The sequence below is a fragment of the Mesorhizobium sp. M0923 genome (genome assembly GCF_040319365.1).
GTDB lineage: Bacteria > Pseudomonadota > Alphaproteobacteria > Rhizobiales > Rhizobiaceae > Mesorhizobium.
The window spans coordinates 20,655-38,886 of sequence record NZ_JAMYNW010000017.1; the positions used below are offsets into that span (position 1 = coordinate 20,655).

Below are 18,232 nucleotides of genomic sequence, written 5' to 3' on the forward strand. Positions count from 1 at the left end.
GCGGCCAGTTTGTGGCTGCTACATTAAGACGTTGCAAGCGTGCGGAGTCCGACACCGAAAATGCAATCAGCCCGTGATCGCCTCGAAGCAATTGTTTCGCGTCTTGCTGCTCGCGTGGGCGATGAGAGCGTTTTCGCAAAGCTCTATCCTGAAGCAGCACGGGCGGCGGCCGACGCCGCCGATGCGCGGCGAAAAGCCGGCGTCACGCTCGGGCCGCTCGATGGGGCGATCACCTCGATCAAGGATCTGTTCGATGTCGCCGGCGAGCCGACGACGGCGGGCTCGCTGCTGCTCGCCACGGCAGCGCCGGCGTTGCGGGATGCCATTGTCGTGGAACGGTTGCGCCAGGCCGGTGCAGTCATCCTCGGCAAGACCAACATGACCGAGTTCGCCTTCACCGCGATCGGCGTCAATCCGCATTACGGCACGCCCGGCAATGCAAGTGATGCCCGCCGTATTCCGGGCGGCTCGTCCTCAGGCGCCGCGGTTTCGGTCGGCGAAGGCACCAGCGAAATCTCCATCGGTTCCGATACCGGCGGATCGGTGCGCATTCCGGCATCGTTGAATGGCGTCGTCGGTTTCAAGCCGACGGCGCGGCGCGTGCCGCTCGCGGGTGCGTTTCCGCTGTCGGCCACGCTGGACTCGATCGGTCCGCTGGCCCGCACCGTCGCCGAATGTGCGGCGGCCGACGCAGTGATGGCGGGCGAAAACCTGGCGGCACTGTTGCCGCTTCCGCTGGACGGCCTGCGCATCGGTATTCCGCGCGGCGTGCTGTTCGATGATACGGAGGAAGAGGTCGCGACGACGTTCGACCGGTGTCTTCGCAAGATGGAGCTTAGCGGCGCACGGCTTGTGGAGTTGTCGATCGACGACCTGCTTGTCGATCTGCGCGCGGCAACCAAACGCGCCTCGATCGCGGCAATGGAAGGGGCGGAGATCCATGCCGACTGGCTGGCGACGGGAGCGACGATGCCGGTCGACCCGCGGGTAAGCGGGCCATTGTCGCGCGCCGCCGCCATTCCGGCCACGGTCTATATCAAAGCAATGCGCCGTCGCGCAGCACTTGCCGCCGCGATGGATGACCGGCTGGCGTCGGTCGACGTGCTGGCCCTGCCGACCACGCCGATGACCGCGCCGACGATCGTCTCGATGACCGGCGACGAGGCCCTGTGCGACAGGACGGAAGGCCTTCTGCTGCGCAACACGCAGGTCGCCAACCAGTTCGATCTTTCAGCCATCTCGCTGCCGATGCCCGGAATGATGCGTCCGGCCGGGCTGATGCTGGTGGCGCGCAATGGCCATGACCACCACCTGCTGCGGATCGCCGCTGCGGTCGAGGCACTGCTTGCAAATTGATCCGATAGCGCGTGTCAGCGCGACGAGCAGTGGCCGCGCTCGTTGTCCTTGGCGGTGCGCTCGATGCTGGTGGCAACCAGCCAAGGCAGGGTGTATCGCTTGCCGTTGAAGGTCCGGGTGCGGTTCTCGATCGAGCCGACAACAACGACCTTGCCGGCATAGAGCTTGTCCGAAAGATCGAGGCCCTTGTCTTGCTGCGGCAGGCGATCGATGTCGATCGAAACGCCTTTGACGAACTTGCCGGTGTCGAGGTCGAGCGCGCTGTTCGATGGACAGGGTGCCATCACGCAGCGCAAGCCGTTGTCGCAGAACACGTAGCTGCCCTGTCCGTTGGCCAAGGCATGCGCCGCCGCCATGCAGACACTGGCGGTCAGCAGGAATTTTGTGGTGTTTCCCATACCGGCAACGTCGCTGGCGAATTCGGGAAAATTGAGGCGTAGCCTTTGCTTAGAAATCGGCAGGGAACCGCCGCCGGTAGTGCTCGACCACTTCGGGATTGCGCAGATTGATCGGCAATCTGTTGGCCAGCACCAGCAAGGCTTCGCCAGCCGCGCCGACGCCCATGCGCATCATCGACTGTTCGGTGATCCCGGCCATGTGCGGGGTGACGATGACGTTGTCGAAGCCGAAGTAGGGATGGTTGGGCGGCAGCGGTTGTGTCGCAAAAACGTCGAGCGCGGCGCCGCCGATGCGGCCCTTCTGCAAGGCCTCGATCAGCGCGTCGTCGTCGATCACCGGCCCGCGCGAAACATTGATTAGCAGCGCATCCGGCTTCATCCGGTCAATACGTTCCCGGCTAATCAGCCCCCGCGTTTCGGGCGTCAGCGGGCAGCACAGAACGATGATGTCGCTCTGCTCGATGAGCGCATCGATCGACAAGAAGCCGACGCTGTCCGGCGCCGGCTGCATGCTGCGCGTCGTTGCCACCACATTCAGATCGAAACCATGGGCGGCGATGTGGCCGACCGCCTGGCCGATTGCGCCGAGGCCGACAATGCCGATCGTCTTGCCGGCAAGCTCATTGGCCACGACGGTGTGTTCGCGGCCGGCCAGCCAGCCCTTCGCCCGCAAGTCGCGGTCCAACACACGAAAGCGCCGAAGCAGCGCCAGTGCCGCGAACATCACATATTCGGCGACCGAGCGCGCGTTCACTCCCGGAACGTTCGCCACCAGCACGCCCGCCGCGTTGGCCGCTTCCATCGGTACCATGTCGAGCCCGGCGCCGTGGCGGATCGCGGCCCTGAGCTTGGTCGCGCCTTCGAAAAGCGCCGCAGGCAAAGGAGCGCGAACGATGATGACATCGGCGTCCCTTGCCTCGGCGGCCAGCGTGGCCGCGTCGAGAGCGGAAGCAACGACGAGTTCGCCGGCCCCTGTCAGCATGGAAGAGGCACGGGGGTGCAGTCTGTGTGTCGACAGGATCTTGGGCATTTCAGGCCTTTTCGAGCGCTGGGCTTTGCGGTTCCGCCTCACGCCCCTCGATCAGCCCCTTCCAGTAGCTTTCGGCGCCTTGCAGATGAGCGCTCATCAGCGCCTGGGCGAGGTTGCCGTCGCGGCGCAGCAGCGCCTCGTAGATCTGGATGTGCTCGGCATGCGAGCGCACGCTGCGTTCGGGATCGTTGAAATAGATCGGCAGGCGCATCTCGCCCATCATGTAGTAGACGCTGCAGACATTGTGGAACACACTGTTCTTGGTCGCCCGCACGATCTCGAGATGGAACTCGCGGTCTTCCCGGGCAAGGCCTTCACCGGCCGCGATGCGATCCTCAGAGGCCTTCAGGATCTCGCGCAGCCGCTCGAAATTCTCCTCGGTGGCGCGGGAACAGGCAAGTTCGGCGGCCTTGATCTCGTGGATCTTGCGCAACTCGACCGTCTCGTAGATCTGGACAGGATCGAGCGGCAGGCCGGCGCGGGCGAACAGCGCCATCGCCTCGACGCTCGCCTGCTTTGTATCGATGTAGATGCCGGACTTCGCCCGTCGTTCGACGATGCGCATGGCCTCGAGGATGGCCAGCGCCTCGCGGATCTGACCGCGGCTGACGCTGAAATGCTCTGCCAGTTCGCGCTCCGACGGCGTGCGGCCCGTCTCCTTGTCCGAATGGGAGAACAGGTAGGCGGCGAGTTCCGCGAGAAGGTTCTTTTCTTTCATGTCAGCCGTGTTGCGCGTGCGCCTCCAGGAACCGCTCCGAAATAGTGAATCCCAGCCCGGGTCTATCAGGGATCGCTACCATACCGTCCTTTGCTTCGACAGTCTCTTCGATCAGATCGTGGATCATCGGGTTGGCGCCGAGTGAATATTCGACGGTGAAGCTCGCCGGCGAAGCGGCGCAGACATGCAGCCCGGCAAAAAAGCAGGGCGCACCCGCCCAAAGATGCGGCGCAAAGCGCAGATTGAAGGCGCTGGCGATGGTTCCGATCTTCATCGCCTCGCTGATGCCGCCGCAAAAGGCCGGATCCGGCTGGAAGATATCGGCGGATTTGAGCACAGCGAGGTCGCGGAAGGCATAGCGGGTCGCCTCGCTTTCGCCGGTGGCGATCGGGATCGAGCCGCAGGCGCGCACCTCGGCCATGCCGGGCTTGTCGTCGGCGATCACCGGCTCCTCGAACCAGGCGAGATCGAGGTCGCCGGCGAGATGGATGAAGCGCTTGGCTTCGGCCACCGTATAGGTGCCGTGCGCGTCGACCATCAGGTCGATATCGGGACCGAGCGCCTGTCTTGCGGCGCGGACGCGGGCGGCGGAGACGTGCGGGGCGCCGTCCATGGCGCCGACGCGCATCTTCAGCGCCTTGAAGCCGCCCTTGGCGATGTAGGACTGCAGCTGGTCGCCGATGGCTTCCGCAGTTGCCCAGCCGCCGGAAGCATAGGCCGGCATGCGGTCCAGCTTGCGGCCGCCGAGCAGCCGCCAGACCGGAACGCCGAGCGATTTGCCGAGAATGTCCCACAATGCGATGTCGACGGCGCTGATAGCGGCGATGCTCATGCCGCGTCGTGCCAATTGCGGCATGGCGTGGCCGGCGCGGGCGGCGCTGTCGTGACGCGCGCCATTGTAGAGCATCTCCCAGATGACGCCGATGTCGGCCGGGTCGAGGCCGACCAGCTGCGGCCCGACCTCATGGTTCAGCAAATGGACAAGGGCGCCGTAGCTGCCGGCGCTGCCGGCGGCGTTCTTGCCTTCGCCCCAGCCGACAAGCCCGTCGTCGGTTTCGATGCGCAGGATGGCGGCGTCGAACGTCGCCACCTGACCGAAGTCGCTGCGGTGCTGCTTCGCGGCTTCGATCGGTATGCGAACCCACCAGGCTTGGACCGTCTTGATGCGCATGTTCATCCTCGGCCCGGCCGCGGTGAGGCGGAAGGGCTCTTTCCAAACGGCTTGGCTACTTGATCAGCGGCAGCAGCGTTTCCGCATTGATGCGCATCTGGTCAGTGTAGAATTTTTCCGTGAGCACGCTGGAGCCGTGGTCCTGAATGAATTTCAGCTGCTCTGGCGAGATGTCGACCGGATTGCGTTCGACCATGTCGGGATAGGGGGCTGCCGGCGTGCGGTCGACTGGGGCGACGAATTCATTGGTCAGCGCGCCGTCATAGCCGATCTCCTTCAGCGTGCCGACAATCTTCGGCCAGTCGATCTGCCCGAGGCCGGCAGCGAAGCGGTTGTTGTCGGCGACATGGAAGTCGTACAGGCGCTTGCCGACCTGCCGGATGGCGTCATAGACGTTAAATTCTTCCATGTGGATGTGGTAGGCGTCGAGGCAGACGCCGCATTCGGGGCTGACCGCATCGGCAAGGGCCAGTGCCTGGGCGCCGCGGTTGAACAGGTAGGTTTCGAAGCGGTTGAGCGGCTCGACCGCGATCTTGACGCCGACCTTCTTGGCGTGGGTGAAGCATTCCCGGGTGGCGTCGACCACCCATTTCCATTCCTCTTCCTCGGTGCCGTCCGGCACGACCTTGCCGACGGTGGCGGGAACCAGCGTGATGATCTCGCCGTCGAGCTCGCTGACCATGGTCAGCACGTCCTTGACATATTGCACCGAGCGCTCGCGCTGGCCCTGGTCCTTGGCGGCGAGATTGCGCTCGCCCAGCATCAGCGTCACCGCTCCCCAGCAACGGATGCCGTACTCGTTCAGCAGCGCGCGTGTTTCCTTGGTCTTGTACTGTTCGGGTTCGCCGGAAATCTCGATCGACTCATAGCCGAATTTCTTGATGCGCTTGAGCGTCGTTTCCAGCGGCTCCGCCCGCATCCAATTGTGCGTCGAAAGATGCATGGTCTATCCTTCCCAGAATCGCCTGTACCAGTTCGCCTGCGACGCACTCTGCCGAAGTGCGCTGCATGATTCCTCCCCAAGGCCTCCCAGCATTTTTTTGGCAAACTGGTTCGACCAATTGGGCTTGATGGGAGGTCTACAGTAATTTCATCTGGACGGCAAGAAGTGCTACCATCAAGCGCCGTCTCTTGCTTACAGCATTGATTACGTTGAATTATGTTGGGCAGCTCGGCATGGTTGCAGGACTGCGGCCGCGCGTCAAATGGCTTGACCAGATTTCGGCATTTGGTAATACCAGAATAGCGGCGCCGAGCGCGCTGTGCAAAGAGACCAAAGAGGCTGGCCCTGTTTTCAATCGGCGCTATGCTTGGTCGCGAAACATAGGGAGATGCCGATGCCGACGACGATGAAGGGGCCTGGTCTGTTCCTGGCGCAGTTTGCGGGCGACGCCGCTCCGTTCAACTCGCTGGCCTCGATCACCAAATGGGCGGCCGGTCTGGGCTACAAGGGCGTGCAGATCCCGACATGGGACGCCCGGCTGTTCGATCTCGAGAAGGCAGCGTCGTCGAAGGCCTATTGCGACGAGGTGAAGGGCATCTGCGCCGATGCCGGCGTCGAGATCACTGAACTGTCGACGCATCTGCAGGGTCAGCTGGTGGCGGTGCATCCGGCCTACGACGCACAATTCGACGGCTTCGCTCCACCTGCGGTGCACAACAATCCAAAAGCCAGGCAGCAATGGGCGGTCGAGCAGATGAAGTTCGGCGCCAAGGCGTCGAAGAATCTCGGGCTCAAGGCGTCGGTGTCGTTTTGCGGGGCGTTGGCCTTCCCTTACCTCTACCCGTGGCCGCAGCGGCCGGCGGGATTGATCGAGGAAGCATTTGCCGAACTCGGCAAGCGCTGGAAGCCGATCCTCGACGTCTATGACGAGAACGGCGTCGATGTCGGCTACGAAATCCATCCGGGCGAGGACGTGTTCGACGGCGCGACATTCGAGATGTTCCTCGATGCGGTCGGCGGCCACAAGCGCTGCAACATCAACTACGACCCGTCGCACTTCCTGCTGCAGCAGCTCGATTATCTCGAATTCATCGACATCTACCACGAGCGGATCAAGGCGTTCCACGTCAAGGATGCCGAGTTCAATCCGACCGGGCGGCAAGGCGTCTATTCGGGCTACCAGAGCTGGACCAACCGTGCCGGGCGGTTCCGCTCGCTCGGCGACGGACAGGTGGATTTCGGCGGCATCTTCTCCAAGCTTACCCAATACAACTATGATTCATGGGCGGTGCTGGAATGGGAATGCTGCCTGAAGCACCCGGAGGATGGTGCTGCCGAGGGCGCTCCCTTCATCCAGCATCATATCATCAGGGTTACGGAAAAGGCATTCGACGATTTCGCCGGCGGCACGACCGACAAAAAGGTGCTGCGCGGGATGATGGGGATCTAACACAGCTTTCCCTCCCCCTTGAGGGGAGGGTCGATCCGCGCAGCGGATCGGGGTGGGGTCGCTGGGTTGAGCTCGGCATTGACCGACCCTCCCGGCCCTTCGGGCCACCCTCCCTCAAGGGGGAGGGGTATCTCAGACAACGAGGGAGAAAATCATGGTCGGCGCATCGAAGGCGGAAACCGGGGGCGGTCCGATCCGCTACGGCATGGTTGGCGGCGGACAAGGCGCCTTTATCGGCGCGGTGCACCGCATCGCGGCGCGCATGGACAACGAGTTCGTGCTGGTCGCCGGCGCGCTGTCATCGAATCCGGAGCGCGCCAAGGCCTCGGCGGCCGAGCTTGGGCTCGATCCGGCACGCAGCTACGGCTCCTATGCCGAGATGGCCAAGGCGGAGGCCAAGCGGCCGGACGGCATCGAGGTGGTCGCCATCGTCACGCCGAACAATGTGCACGTGCCGGCTGCCAAGGCTTTTCTCGAGGCCGGCATCCACGTCATCTGCGACAAGCCGCTGGCGACGACGCTGGCCGAGGCAAAGAAGCTGGCGGCGCTGGTCGAAAAGACCGGCAAAGTGTTCGTGCTGACGCATAACTACACCGCCTATCCGATGGTGCGGCAGGCACGCGAGATGGTGGCCAAGGGGCAGCTCGGCGATATCCGCATCGTGCAGTCGGAATATCCGCAGGACTGGCTGACCGAGGACCTGGCCGCCACCGGCCAGAAGCAGGCTGCGTGGCGCTCAGACCCCAAGCAGGCGGGTGCGGGCGGTGCGCTGGGTGATATCGGCACCCATGCCTACAACCTTGCCCGTTTCGTCTCCGGGCTGGAGCTCGATTCGTTGTCGGCCGATCTCGATGCCTTCGTGCCGGGGAGGCTGCTCGACGACAACATCAATGTGCTGCTGCGCTTCAAGCCGGTCGGCGGGTCGCACCCGGCCAAGGGCATGGTCTGGGCCAGCCAGGTGGCGCCCGGCCACGAGAACGGGCTGAAATTGCGTATCTACGGCTCGAAGGGCGGGCTCGAATGGGTGCAGGCCGACCCGAACTATCTCTGGTACACGCCGTTCGGCGAGCCGAAGCAGTTGATTACCCGAAATGGCGCCGGCGCGCTCCCCGTCGCGGGGCGCGTCAGCCGCGTCCCGCCAGGGCATCCGGAAGGCTATCTCGAAGGTTTCGCCAACATCTACCAGGAAGCCGCGCGGGCTATTCGTGCGGCGCGCCGGACGGGCGGCAAGCCGGCTAAGGATGTCGTCTTCCCAACCGTGCAAGACGGCGTCGAAGGCATGGCCTTCATCGAAGCCTGCGTGAAGTCGTCTAAGAAGAATGGGGCGTGGACGAAGCTTTGAAGGGGTGGTGATATTCAGGTGAGGCCGGCCTGCAAATGGCAGTTTTCCTGCGCTTCCGGTGCTCACGTACCAAAAGTACGCTCCGCTCCGGTTCTCGGAACCTACCATTTTCGGCTCGGCCTGACCTGAATCTACCACTCCTCGGGGGCGATCGAGCGAATGAAGGGAGGGGCGTCGATGAAGATCGGCATGTGCATGCTGTTGTGGACGACGGCCGTGTCGAAAAAACACGAGCCGCTGTTGAGAGACATCAAGACGACCGGCTTCGACGGCGTCGAAATACCGGTCTTCTCCGGCGCGCCGGACGGCTACAAGAAGCTCGGTGATCTGCTCGACCGAATCGGGCTGCAACGCACCGCCGTCTCGGCCATGGGCGATCCGGCGATGAACCTGATCTCGCCGGATGCCTCGACGCGCAAGGCCGGTATCGAATACATGAAATGGGCGATCGACTGCGCGCAGGCGCTTGGCGCAGACACGTTGAGCGGCCCGTTGCATTCGACGCTCGGGGCCTTCTCGGGCAGCGGGCCGACGGCGGCCGAGAAAAAACGTTCGATCGCTTCGCAACGCGCTATTGGCGACCATGCCGGCAACAAGAGCGTCACCATCGGGCTGGAGGCGCTCAACCGCTTCGAATGCTATCTGCTCAACACGATGGACGATTTGTCGGAGCATATCGACGCGATCGACCGGCCGCACATCAAGGCGATGTACGACACCTTCCATGCCAACATCGAAGAGGCCGACCCGATCGGCGCCTATACACGCAACCGCAAGAACGTCGTCCATATCCACATTTCGGAGAACGACCGCGGCGTGCCGGGCCGCGGTCACATCCCCTGGAAGGAGACTTTCTCCGCCATCCGCGAGAGCGACTATGACGATTGGCTGACGATCGAGGCGTTCGGCCGCTCGCTGAAGGATCTGGCCGCGGCCACCAAGGTGTGGCGCGACTTTTCCGAAGGCCCGGAAGCTGTTTACCGCGACGGCTACAGGCACATCAGGAGCGGCTGGAAGAAGGCGGCCTAACTGCCGCCGGCGCAACGCGGCCGTCACCCCTGGCCGGCCTGGATCCTGTTGTAGTCGTGGATCGTCCTGCTCAAGCGGCGGCGCAGGAAATTGGAAATGTTGTCGAAGATGAAAACGACGAGCAGGACCAAGAGCACCATGTAGAAGACATTGGCCCAGTTGGAGTTGGTGCGCATCGCTTCCCAAAGCTTCAGGCCGATACCGCCGGCACCGACAGCGCCGATGATCGTTGCGCCCCTGGTGTTGGATTCCCACTGGTAGAGCGTCTGGCTGATGAAGACCGGAATCACTTCCGGCAGCACGCCATAGCGCTGCACCAGCAAGCCGTTGGCGCCGGTCGACTGGATGCCCTCGCGCGGCTTGTCGTCGATGTTCTCGAGGCCTTCCGAATAGACTTTGCCGAGCGTGCCGATCTCGGTGAAGAAGATCGCGGCGCTGCCGGCAAGCGGGCCCGGGCCGAAGGCGCGGGTGAAGAACAGCGCCCAGATCAGCATGTCGACCGAACGCATGAAATCGAAGAAGCGCTTGAGCACCTGACTGATCACGCCGCTCGGGGTGATGTTGCGGGCGGCAAAGAAGGCGAGCGGGAAGGCGACGATGCCGCCGAGCAAGGTGCCGAGAAATGCCATGACGATGGTCTGGAACAGCTTCGTCCAGACATCGCCATGCTGCCACTGGGCGTTGTACCAGATATTGTCGGCGGCCAGCGTGATGTTAGATGTGCCCGGCTTGAGCTGGGGTCCGGACATCAGCAACGAGACCACCTCGCCGGGCGACTTGCCGAAGAAGGGCGAGCGTGTGTCGAAGACGAAATTCGCCCAGCCGAGGAAGCGCTTACGGACTTTGACGCGATCGACGGTTATGCGGACCTCGCCGGCAAAGCCCATCCTGGCGACGATTTCGTCGTCGTGTGCGGTGATCCAGTCCGGCACCAGGCCGGATATCACCGGCTTGCCGCTGGCCAAGGACACCGGCACCGTCTGGCCATTGGCGACCAGCGTCGCCTCGGTCTTGTCGAAGGTAACCGATTTGGCCCGGCCGGCGATCAGAATGGTGTAGGAGCCGTTCGCATTGGTGATAACCCAGTCGGGATGAGGATCTTCGCCCAGCGCGGAAAAACGCGGGTATTTGGGCGTGATCTGAGGCTGATCGAGACGGAATTCCGGCTGCAGATCGTAGCTGATCCATTGCGTCAGAAAGAGCGGCAGGCGCTCCCAGTGGGATTCCCTCAGAACTTGCGGCAGGCTGAAGAACCACAAGGTGTAGACGAGGTAGAGCAGGATGCCGGCGAACAGGACCAGCGGGCCGAAGCGTTTGTACAGGGGCCGCCGGAACACATGGGGGAAGCGCTCCTCGATCGACTGCATCTCATCGGCGGTCATTGCGGCCATGCTCAGGCGCCCATCATGAAAGCCTGCTCGCCGACGAGCTTGCGGCGAAGCCAGGCAGAGAACTGATCGACGAGGAAGATGGTGGTGAACAACAGCAGCACCAGAGCCAGCGTCTTGGCGCCGAAGCCGCGCGAGATGGAGAGCTTCAGCTCCTCGCCGATGCCACCACCCCCGACCGCGCCGATGATGGTCGAGATGCGGACATTGATCTCGATCCTGAGCAGCGTGTAGGACGTGAAATTGGGCAGCACCTGCGGCAGGGCAGCGAAGCGCATGCGCTCGAACCAGTTGGCGCCGACGGCGCGCAGGCCTTCTTCGGCGCGCATGTCGATGTTTTCGTTGATCTCGTAGAAGAGCTTGCCGAGGGCGCCGATCGAATGCAGGCCGATGGCGATGATGGCTGCGACCGGGCCGGTCGAGAGGATGGCTGCGAACAGGCCGGCAATGACGATCTCCGGGAAGGCGCGAAGCAGTTCCATGAAGCGCTTGACGACGAGCCTGAGCACCGGACTGGGCGTCAAGTTGCGCGCCGCGATGAAGGAGAAGGGCACCGCAAAGACGAAGCCGATGAAAGTGGAAACCAGCGCCACGTTGAGCGTAGTGAGCATCAGCTCGAAATATTCGGGTAGATAAAAGCCGCGCCAGAGATAGACGCGGCCAAGCGGGAAGTTGAACTCCTGGCTGCCTTTGTCGTGCGGCGATGCGATGTCGAACAGCGCGCGCCAGACGTCACTCCAGTCCTTGGGAACAAGCCAGCTAAGGAAATCCAGTATGTGCGGCAGCCGATCGAAGAAATGTCCGGCATTGGCCTCGTCGGCGAACCACATGGCTGTGCACATGGCAACAAGCAGCAAGCCGATGCCGAGCGCGGTGTAGAACCGGCGCAAGGACGTCTGGCGTCGCCAGGTGTCGGCCGTCCGCCGGGTCGCGTCTGAACGGATCGTGGCTGAGATGGTCATGATCGGCATGCAAAAAGGGCGGCGCTGGTAAGGCCGCCCTTTTCAATTGCATTCACCCGCCGATCGCGGCTTTGCGGGCTTCGACGATGACGCTGTAGAAGTCCGGCTTCACTGGAACGTAGCCAGTGAAATCGCCGCCTTCGATGGCTTCGAAGCAAGGCTTGTCCTTGGCCGGCAAGCTGGTGAAGAAGTTGGCGAGCTTGGCGCTCATATCGCCGCCGAGCGCGGTGCGCACGACCAGCGGCCATTCGGGATCAGGCCGGAGCGCCAGACTTCGACGAAGTCGTTGGGGTCGACGGCGCCCTTGGCGACTTCCTTGTGGAAGGTGCCGGACGTGTAACCGTTCTTGAAGTCGCCGATGCCCGAGGAGTCGTCAACCGCCACGTCGACCTTGCCGTCGCGGACGGCGAGAAGGTTGTTCTCGTGGCCGCCATTGAACTGGGTCGAGGCGAAGAAGGTTTCGTTCGAAGCGCCGGTGTCCTTCGGGATCTGGGTCAGCGGGATCAGATAGCCCGACGTCGAATCCGGGTCGGCATAACCGAGCTTCTTGCCCTTGGCCGATTTGATGTCGGTGATGCCGGACGACTTCAGCGCCAGGCCTATCGAATAATAACCGGTCGCACCGTCGGTCTGCTGGGTGGTGAGGATCGGGGTCACCGCGTTCGGATCCTTGAGGTAGACGCTGGCATAGCCCGACGCACCAAGCTCGGCGAAATCGAGCGTGCCGCCGAGCAGGCCCTGGATGACGCCGTCGTAGTCGGCGGCCGGGAACAGCGAGACCTTCTCGAAGCCGAATTCGGACGTCAGGTGATCGGCGAGGCACTGAAAATTGCGCAGCCGGTCCGCTTCATTTTCACCGCCAAGGATACCGATGCGGAATTCCTTGATATCCTGGGCGTGAGCGGCACTGGCCGCGATGGCGAGCAATGAAACCGCGCCAAAAACCATCTTCCTGAACATTGGGTCTCTCTCCTTTGATCCGGCCTCGCGCCGGTTGCGATCGAATTTTGACGAGTGCCTTTGACGCGGGCGGCGATCAGGCCGTTCTCAATAACCAGGAAACGCTGGCTCGAGCGGTCCGGCGGATGCAGCGATTTTCTGTTTGATGGCGACACTGGTCGAGGTGATGGCCTCGGAGATTTCGCCGCCATTGCTGTCGGCGCCATAGACCATGCGCACCGCCTCGCGATTGAGGTCTTCGGGCGGGCCGTCGAAGACGACCTTGCCGGCGGCCATGCCGATGATGCGGTTGCAATAGTTGCGCGCCGTATCCAGCGTATGCAGATTGGTGATGACGGTGATACCCTCGCGCAAATTGATATCCTGCAGCGAATCCATCACCACTTTGGCGTTGAGCGGATCGAGCGAGGCAATCGGCTCGTCGGCGAGCAACACCTTCGGCTGCTGCATCATGGCACGCGCGATCGCAACGCGCTGCTGCTGGCCGCCGGAAAGCGTGCCGGCGGGCTGCAGCGCGGTGCGGGCGATGTCCAGGCGCTCGAGGGCTGCAACCGCCTCGGCGCATTCGTTGCGGGAGAACATGCCGAACAGGTTGGACAGGGTCGAGCGGTGGTTGAGCCGGCCGAGCAGCACATTGGTCAGCACATCGAGGCGCGGCACCAGATTGAACTGCTGGAAGATCATGGCACAGTCGCGTTGCCAACGCCGGAGCGGCGAGCCGCGCAACCCGGAAACCTCGACGCCGTCGAACAGGATGGATCCCTGGCTGGGATCGATGAGGCGGTTGATCATGCGCAGAAGGGTCGATTTGCCGGCGCCTGAGCGGCCGATGACGCCGACCATCTGTCCTTGCGGGATCGAGATGTGAACATTGCTGACGGCGGTGTTCTTGCCGAACCGGCGGGTGACGCCGCGGATTTCGAGCGTAGCTGACATGGTGCAGGCTCCAGTCCAATCGCAATTGAAGGTCTGTTAACCCTCGCTAGCGCAGCTACGTGAACCTGCGGTGTCTGATTGATGTCAGTTTTGTTACCGCCCACAGCCTGGAGCGGGGCGGGATCAACTCGGCGCGAGAAGCTCGAACGGTGAATGGTGATAAGAAAGGCTTTCCTGAGCCTCGAAATTTATTCGCTGCCCGCCATTACCATTCACGATCCTTAGCCACCATACTTCTCCAGAAAAGCCTCCGCCGACAGCTCCCGGAAATCGTCGAGCGCGGCGCGCAGCCTTGCATGATCCCAATCCCACCAGGCGAGCGCCTGATAGCGCTCCGCGGTGCGGCGGTCGAAGCGCTCGCGGATCGGCTTGGCCGGTACGCCGCCGACGATGGTGTAGGGAGCGACGTCCTTCGATACCACTGCGCCGGCACCGACCGCCGCACCGTCGCCAACGGTGACGCCGGGCAGGACGGTCGAGCCATGGCCGAGCCAGGTGTCGTGGCCGATGGTGACGCGTTTGGCGCGGCGCTGAGCGAAGAATTCGCTCTCGTGCTCGGCGTCGTCCCAATAGTCGGAGGCGCGATAGGTGAAATGGTGCAGCGTCGGCCGCCAGGTCGGATGATTGGTGGCATTGATGCGGACGCTGGCGGCGATGTTGGCGAATTTGCCGATTGTCGCGCACCAGACGCTGCAGTCCTGCATCATGTAGGAATAGTCGCCGATCATGCTTTCCGAAACCCGGCTTCGGTCGGCGATCTCGGTCCAGCGGCCGAGCGTCGAGTTCTCGATCTCCGCCGTCTCGTGGACCAGCGGGGCCTCCGACAATTTCCTGGTCATGCGGCGATTTTCCCAGCGGCGAAGGCGGTCACGTCTATGATGCGATCGGCGACGGCTTCGCGCACGTCGTAATCGTGGAAGATGCCGAGCAAAGCGACGCCCGCCGCCTTCTTGGCAGCGATCAGGGAAATCACCACGTCCCGGTTCTTCGCATCAAGCGAAGCGGTCGGCTCGTCGAGCAGCAGGATCGGATGCTCGGTGATGAAGCCGCGCGCGATGTTGACGCGCTGCTGTTCGCCGCCGGAGAACGTCGCCGGCGGCAGCGCCCAGAGTTTTTCCGGCAGGTTCAATTGGGCCAGCAAGTCGCGTGCCTTGCCGCGCGCGGCTTCGCGCTCCTCGCCGCGCTCGACCAGCGGTTCGGCGACGACATCGAGCGCCGAGACGCGCGGCACGGTGCGCAGGAACTGGCTGACATAGCCGATCGTGAGCCGGCGCACGGCTAGCACGGTGCGCGGGCTGGCCGTGGCGAGATCGATGAGCCCGTCCTCGTGCTGGACGATGATCTGGCCTGCGTCGACGGCATAATTGCCGTAGAGCATTTTCAGGATCGAGCTCTTGCCGGCGCCGGACGGGCCGCCGAGCACGGAGCATTCGCCGGCCCTGATCGCGAAAGAGACACCGGCGACGACAGGCAGTTTGATGCCGTCGCGCAGATGCATGGTGAAGCTCTTGGCGACATCGGAGACGACGAGCGGGGTTGCCATCAGAGGGTGCTCCATTCGCCAGTCGTTTGCGGGCCAACACCCCCCTCTGGCCTGCCGGCCATCTCCCCCTCAGGGGGGGAGATTGGCTGTCGCATTCGGTTTCGCCATTCTCCTGTGTCGCAGAACGGGCGGGACATAAAAGCTGCCGATCTCCCCCCTTGAGGGGGAGATGGTCGGCAGGCCAGAGGGGGGTACGCCGGAGCAATCATCGTCACACCTGCAGAATCGAGGAGACAAGCAACTGGGTGTAGGGCGCGCGCGGATCGTCGAGGACGCGGTCGGTGAGGCCGCTTTCGACAACACGGCCGTCCTTCATCACCATCATGCGCTGCGACAACAGCCGCGCCACGGCGAGATCGTGGGTGACGACGATGGCCGCCAGGCCGAGATCGGTGACCAGCCCCCACAGCAGATCGAGCAGGCGTGCCTGTACCGAAACGTCGAGGCCACCGGTCGGCTCGTCCATGAACACCAGCCGCGGCCCTGTGACCAGGTTGCGGGCGATCTGCAGGCGCTGGCGCATGCCGCCGGAGAAGGCGCGCGGCTCGTCGTCGATGCGGTCCTCGTCGATCTCGACGCGCGACAGCCAGTCGACCGCCGTCGCGCGGATCCTGCCATAGTGGCGGTCGCCGACCGCCATCAGCCGTTCGCCGACATTGGCGCCGGCCGACACCGTCATGCGCAGCCCGTCGGCGGGGTTCTGATGGACAAAGCCCCAGTCGGTGCGCATCAGGAAGCGGCGCTCGGCCTCGCTCATGCGGTAAAGCTCACGGAACTGGCCGTCGCGCATGCGGTAGCTGGCGGTGCCGGAAGAGGGCAGCAGCCGAGTCGACAGGCAGTTGAGCAAAGTCGTCTTGCCGGAACCGGATTCGCCGACCACCGCCAGCACTTCGCCCGGCCACAGATCAAAGGTGACGTTCTCGCAGCCGACGCGCGAGCCGTAGAATTTGGACAGCGCCGAAACGCGCAGCAGCGGTTCGTCGGTCATTCAGCCGGCTCCATTTTTCCTGGGGCAAGATGGGTCTCGGGCGCGAGATGGCCGCGGTGGCCTTCGGCGCGCCGCTTCTCGCAATAATCGGTGTCGGAGCAGACGAACATGTGGCCGCCATGGTCGTCGAGGATGACCTCGTCGAGATAGACGTTCTCGGCCGCGCACAGCGCGCAGGGCTGGTCGAAGGTCTGCACTTCGAAGGGATGATCCTCGAAGTCGAGGCTGACCACCTCGGTAAAGGGCGGCAGCGCATAGATGCGTTTTTCGCGGCCGGCGCCGAACAACTGCAGAGCCGGCGAACGGTGCATCTTGGGATTGTCGAATTTCGGCGTCGGCGACGGATCCATCACATAGCGGCCTTCGACCTTGACCGGGTAGGCATAGGTGGTGGCGATGCGGCCGTGCCTGGCGATGTCCTCGTAGAGCTTCACATGCATGAGGCCGTATTCCTCAAGCGCATGCATTTTGCGCGTCTCCGTTTCGCGCGGCTCGAGGAAGCGCAGCGGCTCGGGGATCGGCACCTGATAGACCAGCACCTGACCGGCACTCAGCGGATGTTCAGGGATGCGATGGCGGGTCTGGATGATGGTCGCCTTGGCCGTCTCGGTGGTGACCGCGACATTGGCGACCTTCTTGAAGAAGGCGCGGATCGAGACGGCATTGGTGGTGTCGTCGGCGCCCTGGTCGATGACCTTGAGAACATCGTCCGGTCCGATGATCGACGCCGTGACCTGGACGCCGCCGGTGCCCCAGCCATAGGGCATCGGCATCTCGCGCGAGGCGAACGGCACCTGATAGCCGGGGATGGCGATGCCCTTGAGGATGGCGCGGCGGATCATCCGCTTGGTCTGCTCGTCGAGATAGGCGAAGTTGTAGGTGGCGATGTCGGTCGGTTGTCCGGTCATTCCGCGGCCTGCCTTTTCTCGTCGGCCTTGCCGGCGTTTTCGCGGGCGTCGTGCGCGGCGCGCATGCGGCGCACGAGGTCGAGCTCGGCCTGAAAATCAACATAGTGTGGCAGCTTCAAATGCTCGACGAAGCCGGTCGCCTGGACATTGTCGGAATGCGAGATGACGAACTCTTCGTCTTGCGCGGCGGCGACGACATCTTCGCCGAATTCGGTTGCACGAAGAGCGCGGTCGCATAGCGCCATGGCCATCGCCTTGCGCTCGCTCTGGCCGAAGACGAGGCCGTACCCGCGGGTGAATTGCGGCGGCGCCTTGGCCGAGCCCTTGAACTGGTTGACCATCTGGCATTCGGTGACGCGGATGCTGCCGAGCGGCACGGCAAAGGGCAGTTCCGGCACGTCCAGTTCCAGTTCGACCTCGCCGATACGAACCTCGCCGACGAAAGGATGGTTGCGCGCATAGCCGCGCTGGGTGGAATAGCCGAGCGCCAGCAGAAACCCCTCGTCACCGCGCGACAGCGCCTGCAGGCGGATATCACGCGCCATCGGGAATTCGAGCGGCTCGCGGGTGATGTCGCCGGGGACATGATCCCCGGGCATGTCGCCGTCGGGCTCGATCAGGCCTTCGCGAGCGAGGATGGCCGAGACGCGCGGCATCGCCTCCGCTTCGCCTGCACGCTGCTCCGGTTTGGCGACTTCGCCGCCGGCGGCAAGCTCGGGATCGAGCAGCCGGTGGGTGTAGTCGAAAGTCGGGCCGAGCAACTGCCCGCCGGGCAGGTCCTTGTAGGTCGCCGACACGCGCCGTTCGACCAGCATCGAGCCGGTTTCGATCGCCCTGGTATAGCCGAAGCGCGGCAGCGTCGTGCGATAGGCGCGAACCAGGAAGATCGCCTCGATCATGTCGCCGCGCGCCTGGACGATGGCGAGTGCCGCCAATTCCCTGTCGTAGAGCGAACCTTCGCTCATCACCCGGTCGACGCCGAGCGCCAGCTGCTCGACGATCTGGTCGAGCCGAAGTGCGGGCACCGAGCGATCGCCGCGCCGGCGGTCGGCGAGCAATTTGTGGGCGTTGCGGATGGCCGCTTCACCGCCTTTTACCGCGACATACATC

Annotated in this window: 17 protein-coding genes and 1 pseudogene; 4 read left to right on the plus strand and 14 right to left on the minus strand. The window is 63.6% G+C overall.

The genetic code is table 11. The features are described 5' to 3' along the window. Positions 1-60 precede the first annotated feature (60 nt). Complete coding sequence (locus NKH89_RS25050; protein WP_352910433.1) at positions 61-1,356, plus strand: amidase; 1,296 nt, start codon at positions 61-63, stop codon at positions 1,354-1,356. A gap of 14 nt (positions 1,357-1,370) precedes the next feature. Here NKH89_RS25050 and NKH89_RS25055 read toward each other — a convergent pair whose 3' ends face one another. From NKH89_RS25055 to NKH89_RS25075, 5 genes are read right to left on the minus strand one after another with little or no spacing between them, the layout of a single operon-like run. Continuing rightward, entirely contained in the window at positions 1,371-1,754 is a 384-nt protein-coding gene (locus NKH89_RS25055) for a hypothetical protein (RefSeq protein ID WP_023721986.1), read from the minus strand. 49 nt (positions 1,755-1,803) lie between these two features. Next, positions 1,804-2,784 carry a hydroxyacid dehydrogenase gene (locus NKH89_RS25060; RefSeq protein ID WP_352910436.1) on the minus strand — a complete coding sequence of 327 codons (981 nt, stop codon included), beginning with the start codon at positions 2,782-2,784 and terminating at the stop codon, positions 1,804-1,806. 1 nt (position 2,785) lies between these two features. Beyond that, positions 2,786-3,502: a FadR/GntR family transcriptional regulator gene (locus tag NKH89_RS25065; protein WP_352483633.1), complete on the minus strand. Its 717-nt coding sequence runs from the start codon at positions 3,500-3,502 to the stop codon at positions 2,786-2,788. Position 3,503: 1 nt separating this feature from the next. After that, entirely contained in the window at positions 3,504-4,673 is a 1,170-nt protein-coding gene (locus tag NKH89_RS25070; RefSeq protein WP_031194933.1) for a mandelate racemase/muconate lactonizing enzyme family protein, read from the minus strand. 55 nt (positions 4,674-4,728) lie between these two features. Then, on the minus strand, positions 4,729-5,616 hold the full coding sequence (locus tag NKH89_RS25075) for a sugar phosphate isomerase/epimerase family protein (RefSeq protein ID WP_023721982.1): 888 nt from the start codon (positions 5,614-5,616) through the stop codon (positions 4,729-4,731). Positions 5,617-6,010: 394 nt separating this feature from the next. Between NKH89_RS25075 and NKH89_RS25080 the strand changes: the two genes are divergently transcribed. The 3 genes from NKH89_RS25080 (at position 6,011) to NKH89_RS25090 (ending at position 9,437) form a co-directional block, all read left to right on the plus strand. After that, on the plus strand, positions 6,011-7,066 hold the full coding sequence (locus NKH89_RS25080; protein WP_031194931.1) for a sugar phosphate isomerase/epimerase family protein: 1,056 nt from the start codon (positions 6,011-6,013) through the stop codon (positions 7,064-7,066). 154 nt (positions 7,067-7,220) lie between these two features. Continuing rightward, positions 7,221-8,408 carry a Gfo/Idh/MocA family protein gene (locus tag NKH89_RS25085; protein WP_023721980.1) on the plus strand — a complete coding sequence of 396 codons (1,188 nt, stop codon included), beginning with the start codon at positions 7,221-7,223 and terminating at the stop codon, positions 8,406-8,408. Between the two features lie 177 nt (positions 8,409-8,585). Continuing rightward, positions 8,586-9,437, plus strand: a complete 852-nt coding sequence (locus tag NKH89_RS25090) for a sugar phosphate isomerase/epimerase family protein (RefSeq protein ID WP_352910439.1) — start codon at positions 8,586-8,588, stop codon at positions 9,435-9,437. Positions 9,438-9,460: 23 nt separating this feature from the next. On the opposite strand, the gene phnE (NKH89_RS25095) is transcribed toward NKH89_RS25090, so the two are convergent. The 9 genes and pseudogenes from phnE (NKH89_RS25095) to NKH89_RS25135 all read right to left on the minus strand — a co-directional run bounded on the left by phnE (NKH89_RS25095) (position 9,461) and on the right by NKH89_RS25135 (position 18,231). Further along, the gene (phnE, locus tag NKH89_RS25095) at positions 9,461-10,828 is read right to left on the minus strand and encodes a phosphonate ABC transporter, permease protein PhnE (protein WP_352910441.1); all 1,368 of its coding nucleotides are present in this window, start codon (positions 10,826-10,828) and stop codon (positions 9,461-9,463) included. A gap of 2 nt (positions 10,829-10,830) precedes the next feature. Next, positions 10,831-11,787 (minus strand): phosphonate ABC transporter, permease protein PhnE, encoded by a 957-nt coding sequence (gene phnE / locus NKH89_RS25100; protein ID WP_352910444.1) that lies wholly within the window; start codon positions 11,785-11,787, stop codon positions 10,831-10,833. A gap of 52 nt (positions 11,788-11,839) precedes the next feature. Further along, positions 11,840-12,747: pseudogene (phnD, locus tag NKH89_RS25105) on the minus strand (phosphonate ABC transporter substrate-binding protein). 87 nt (positions 12,748-12,834) lie between these two features. Next, positions 12,835-13,683, minus strand: a complete 849-nt coding sequence (gene phnC, locus NKH89_RS25110) for a phosphonate ABC transporter ATP-binding protein (protein WP_023721975.1) — start codon at positions 13,681-13,683, stop codon at positions 12,835-12,837. Positions 13,684-13,904: 221 nt separating this feature from the next. Next, the gene (locus NKH89_RS25115; protein ID WP_352483629.1) at positions 13,905-14,522 is read right to left on the minus strand and encodes a DapH/DapD/GlmU-related protein; all 618 of its coding nucleotides are present in this window, start codon (positions 14,520-14,522) and stop codon (positions 13,905-13,907) included. Then, positions 14,519-15,226 (minus strand): phosphonate C-P lyase system protein PhnL, encoded by a 708-nt coding sequence (gene phnL, locus NKH89_RS25120; protein WP_023721973.1) that lies wholly within the window; start codon positions 15,224-15,226, stop codon positions 14,519-14,521. The genes NKH89_RS25115 and phnL overlap by 4 nt, the downstream gene beginning before the upstream one ends. Before the next feature lie 211 nt (positions 15,227-15,437). Continuing rightward, on the minus strand, positions 15,438-16,214 hold the full coding sequence (gene phnK, locus NKH89_RS25125; protein ID WP_352495516.1) for a phosphonate C-P lyase system protein PhnK: 777 nt from the start codon (positions 16,212-16,214) through the stop codon (positions 15,438-15,440). Continuing rightward, a complete protein-coding gene (locus NKH89_RS25130; protein ID WP_352483628.1) occupies positions 16,211-17,122 on the minus strand; it encodes an alpha-D-ribose 1-methylphosphonate 5-phosphate C-P-lyase PhnJ in 912 nt (303 codons plus the stop codon). Before NKH89_RS25130 ends, phnK begins: the two co-directional genes overlap by 4 nt. Next, the gene (locus NKH89_RS25135; protein ID WP_352495515.1) at positions 17,119-18,231 is read right to left on the minus strand and encodes a carbon-phosphorus lyase complex subunit; all 1,113 of its coding nucleotides are present in this window, start codon (positions 18,229-18,231) and stop codon (positions 17,119-17,121) included. The genes NKH89_RS25130 and NKH89_RS25135 overlap by 4 nt, the downstream gene beginning before the upstream one ends. Position 18,232 lies beyond the last annotated feature (1 nt).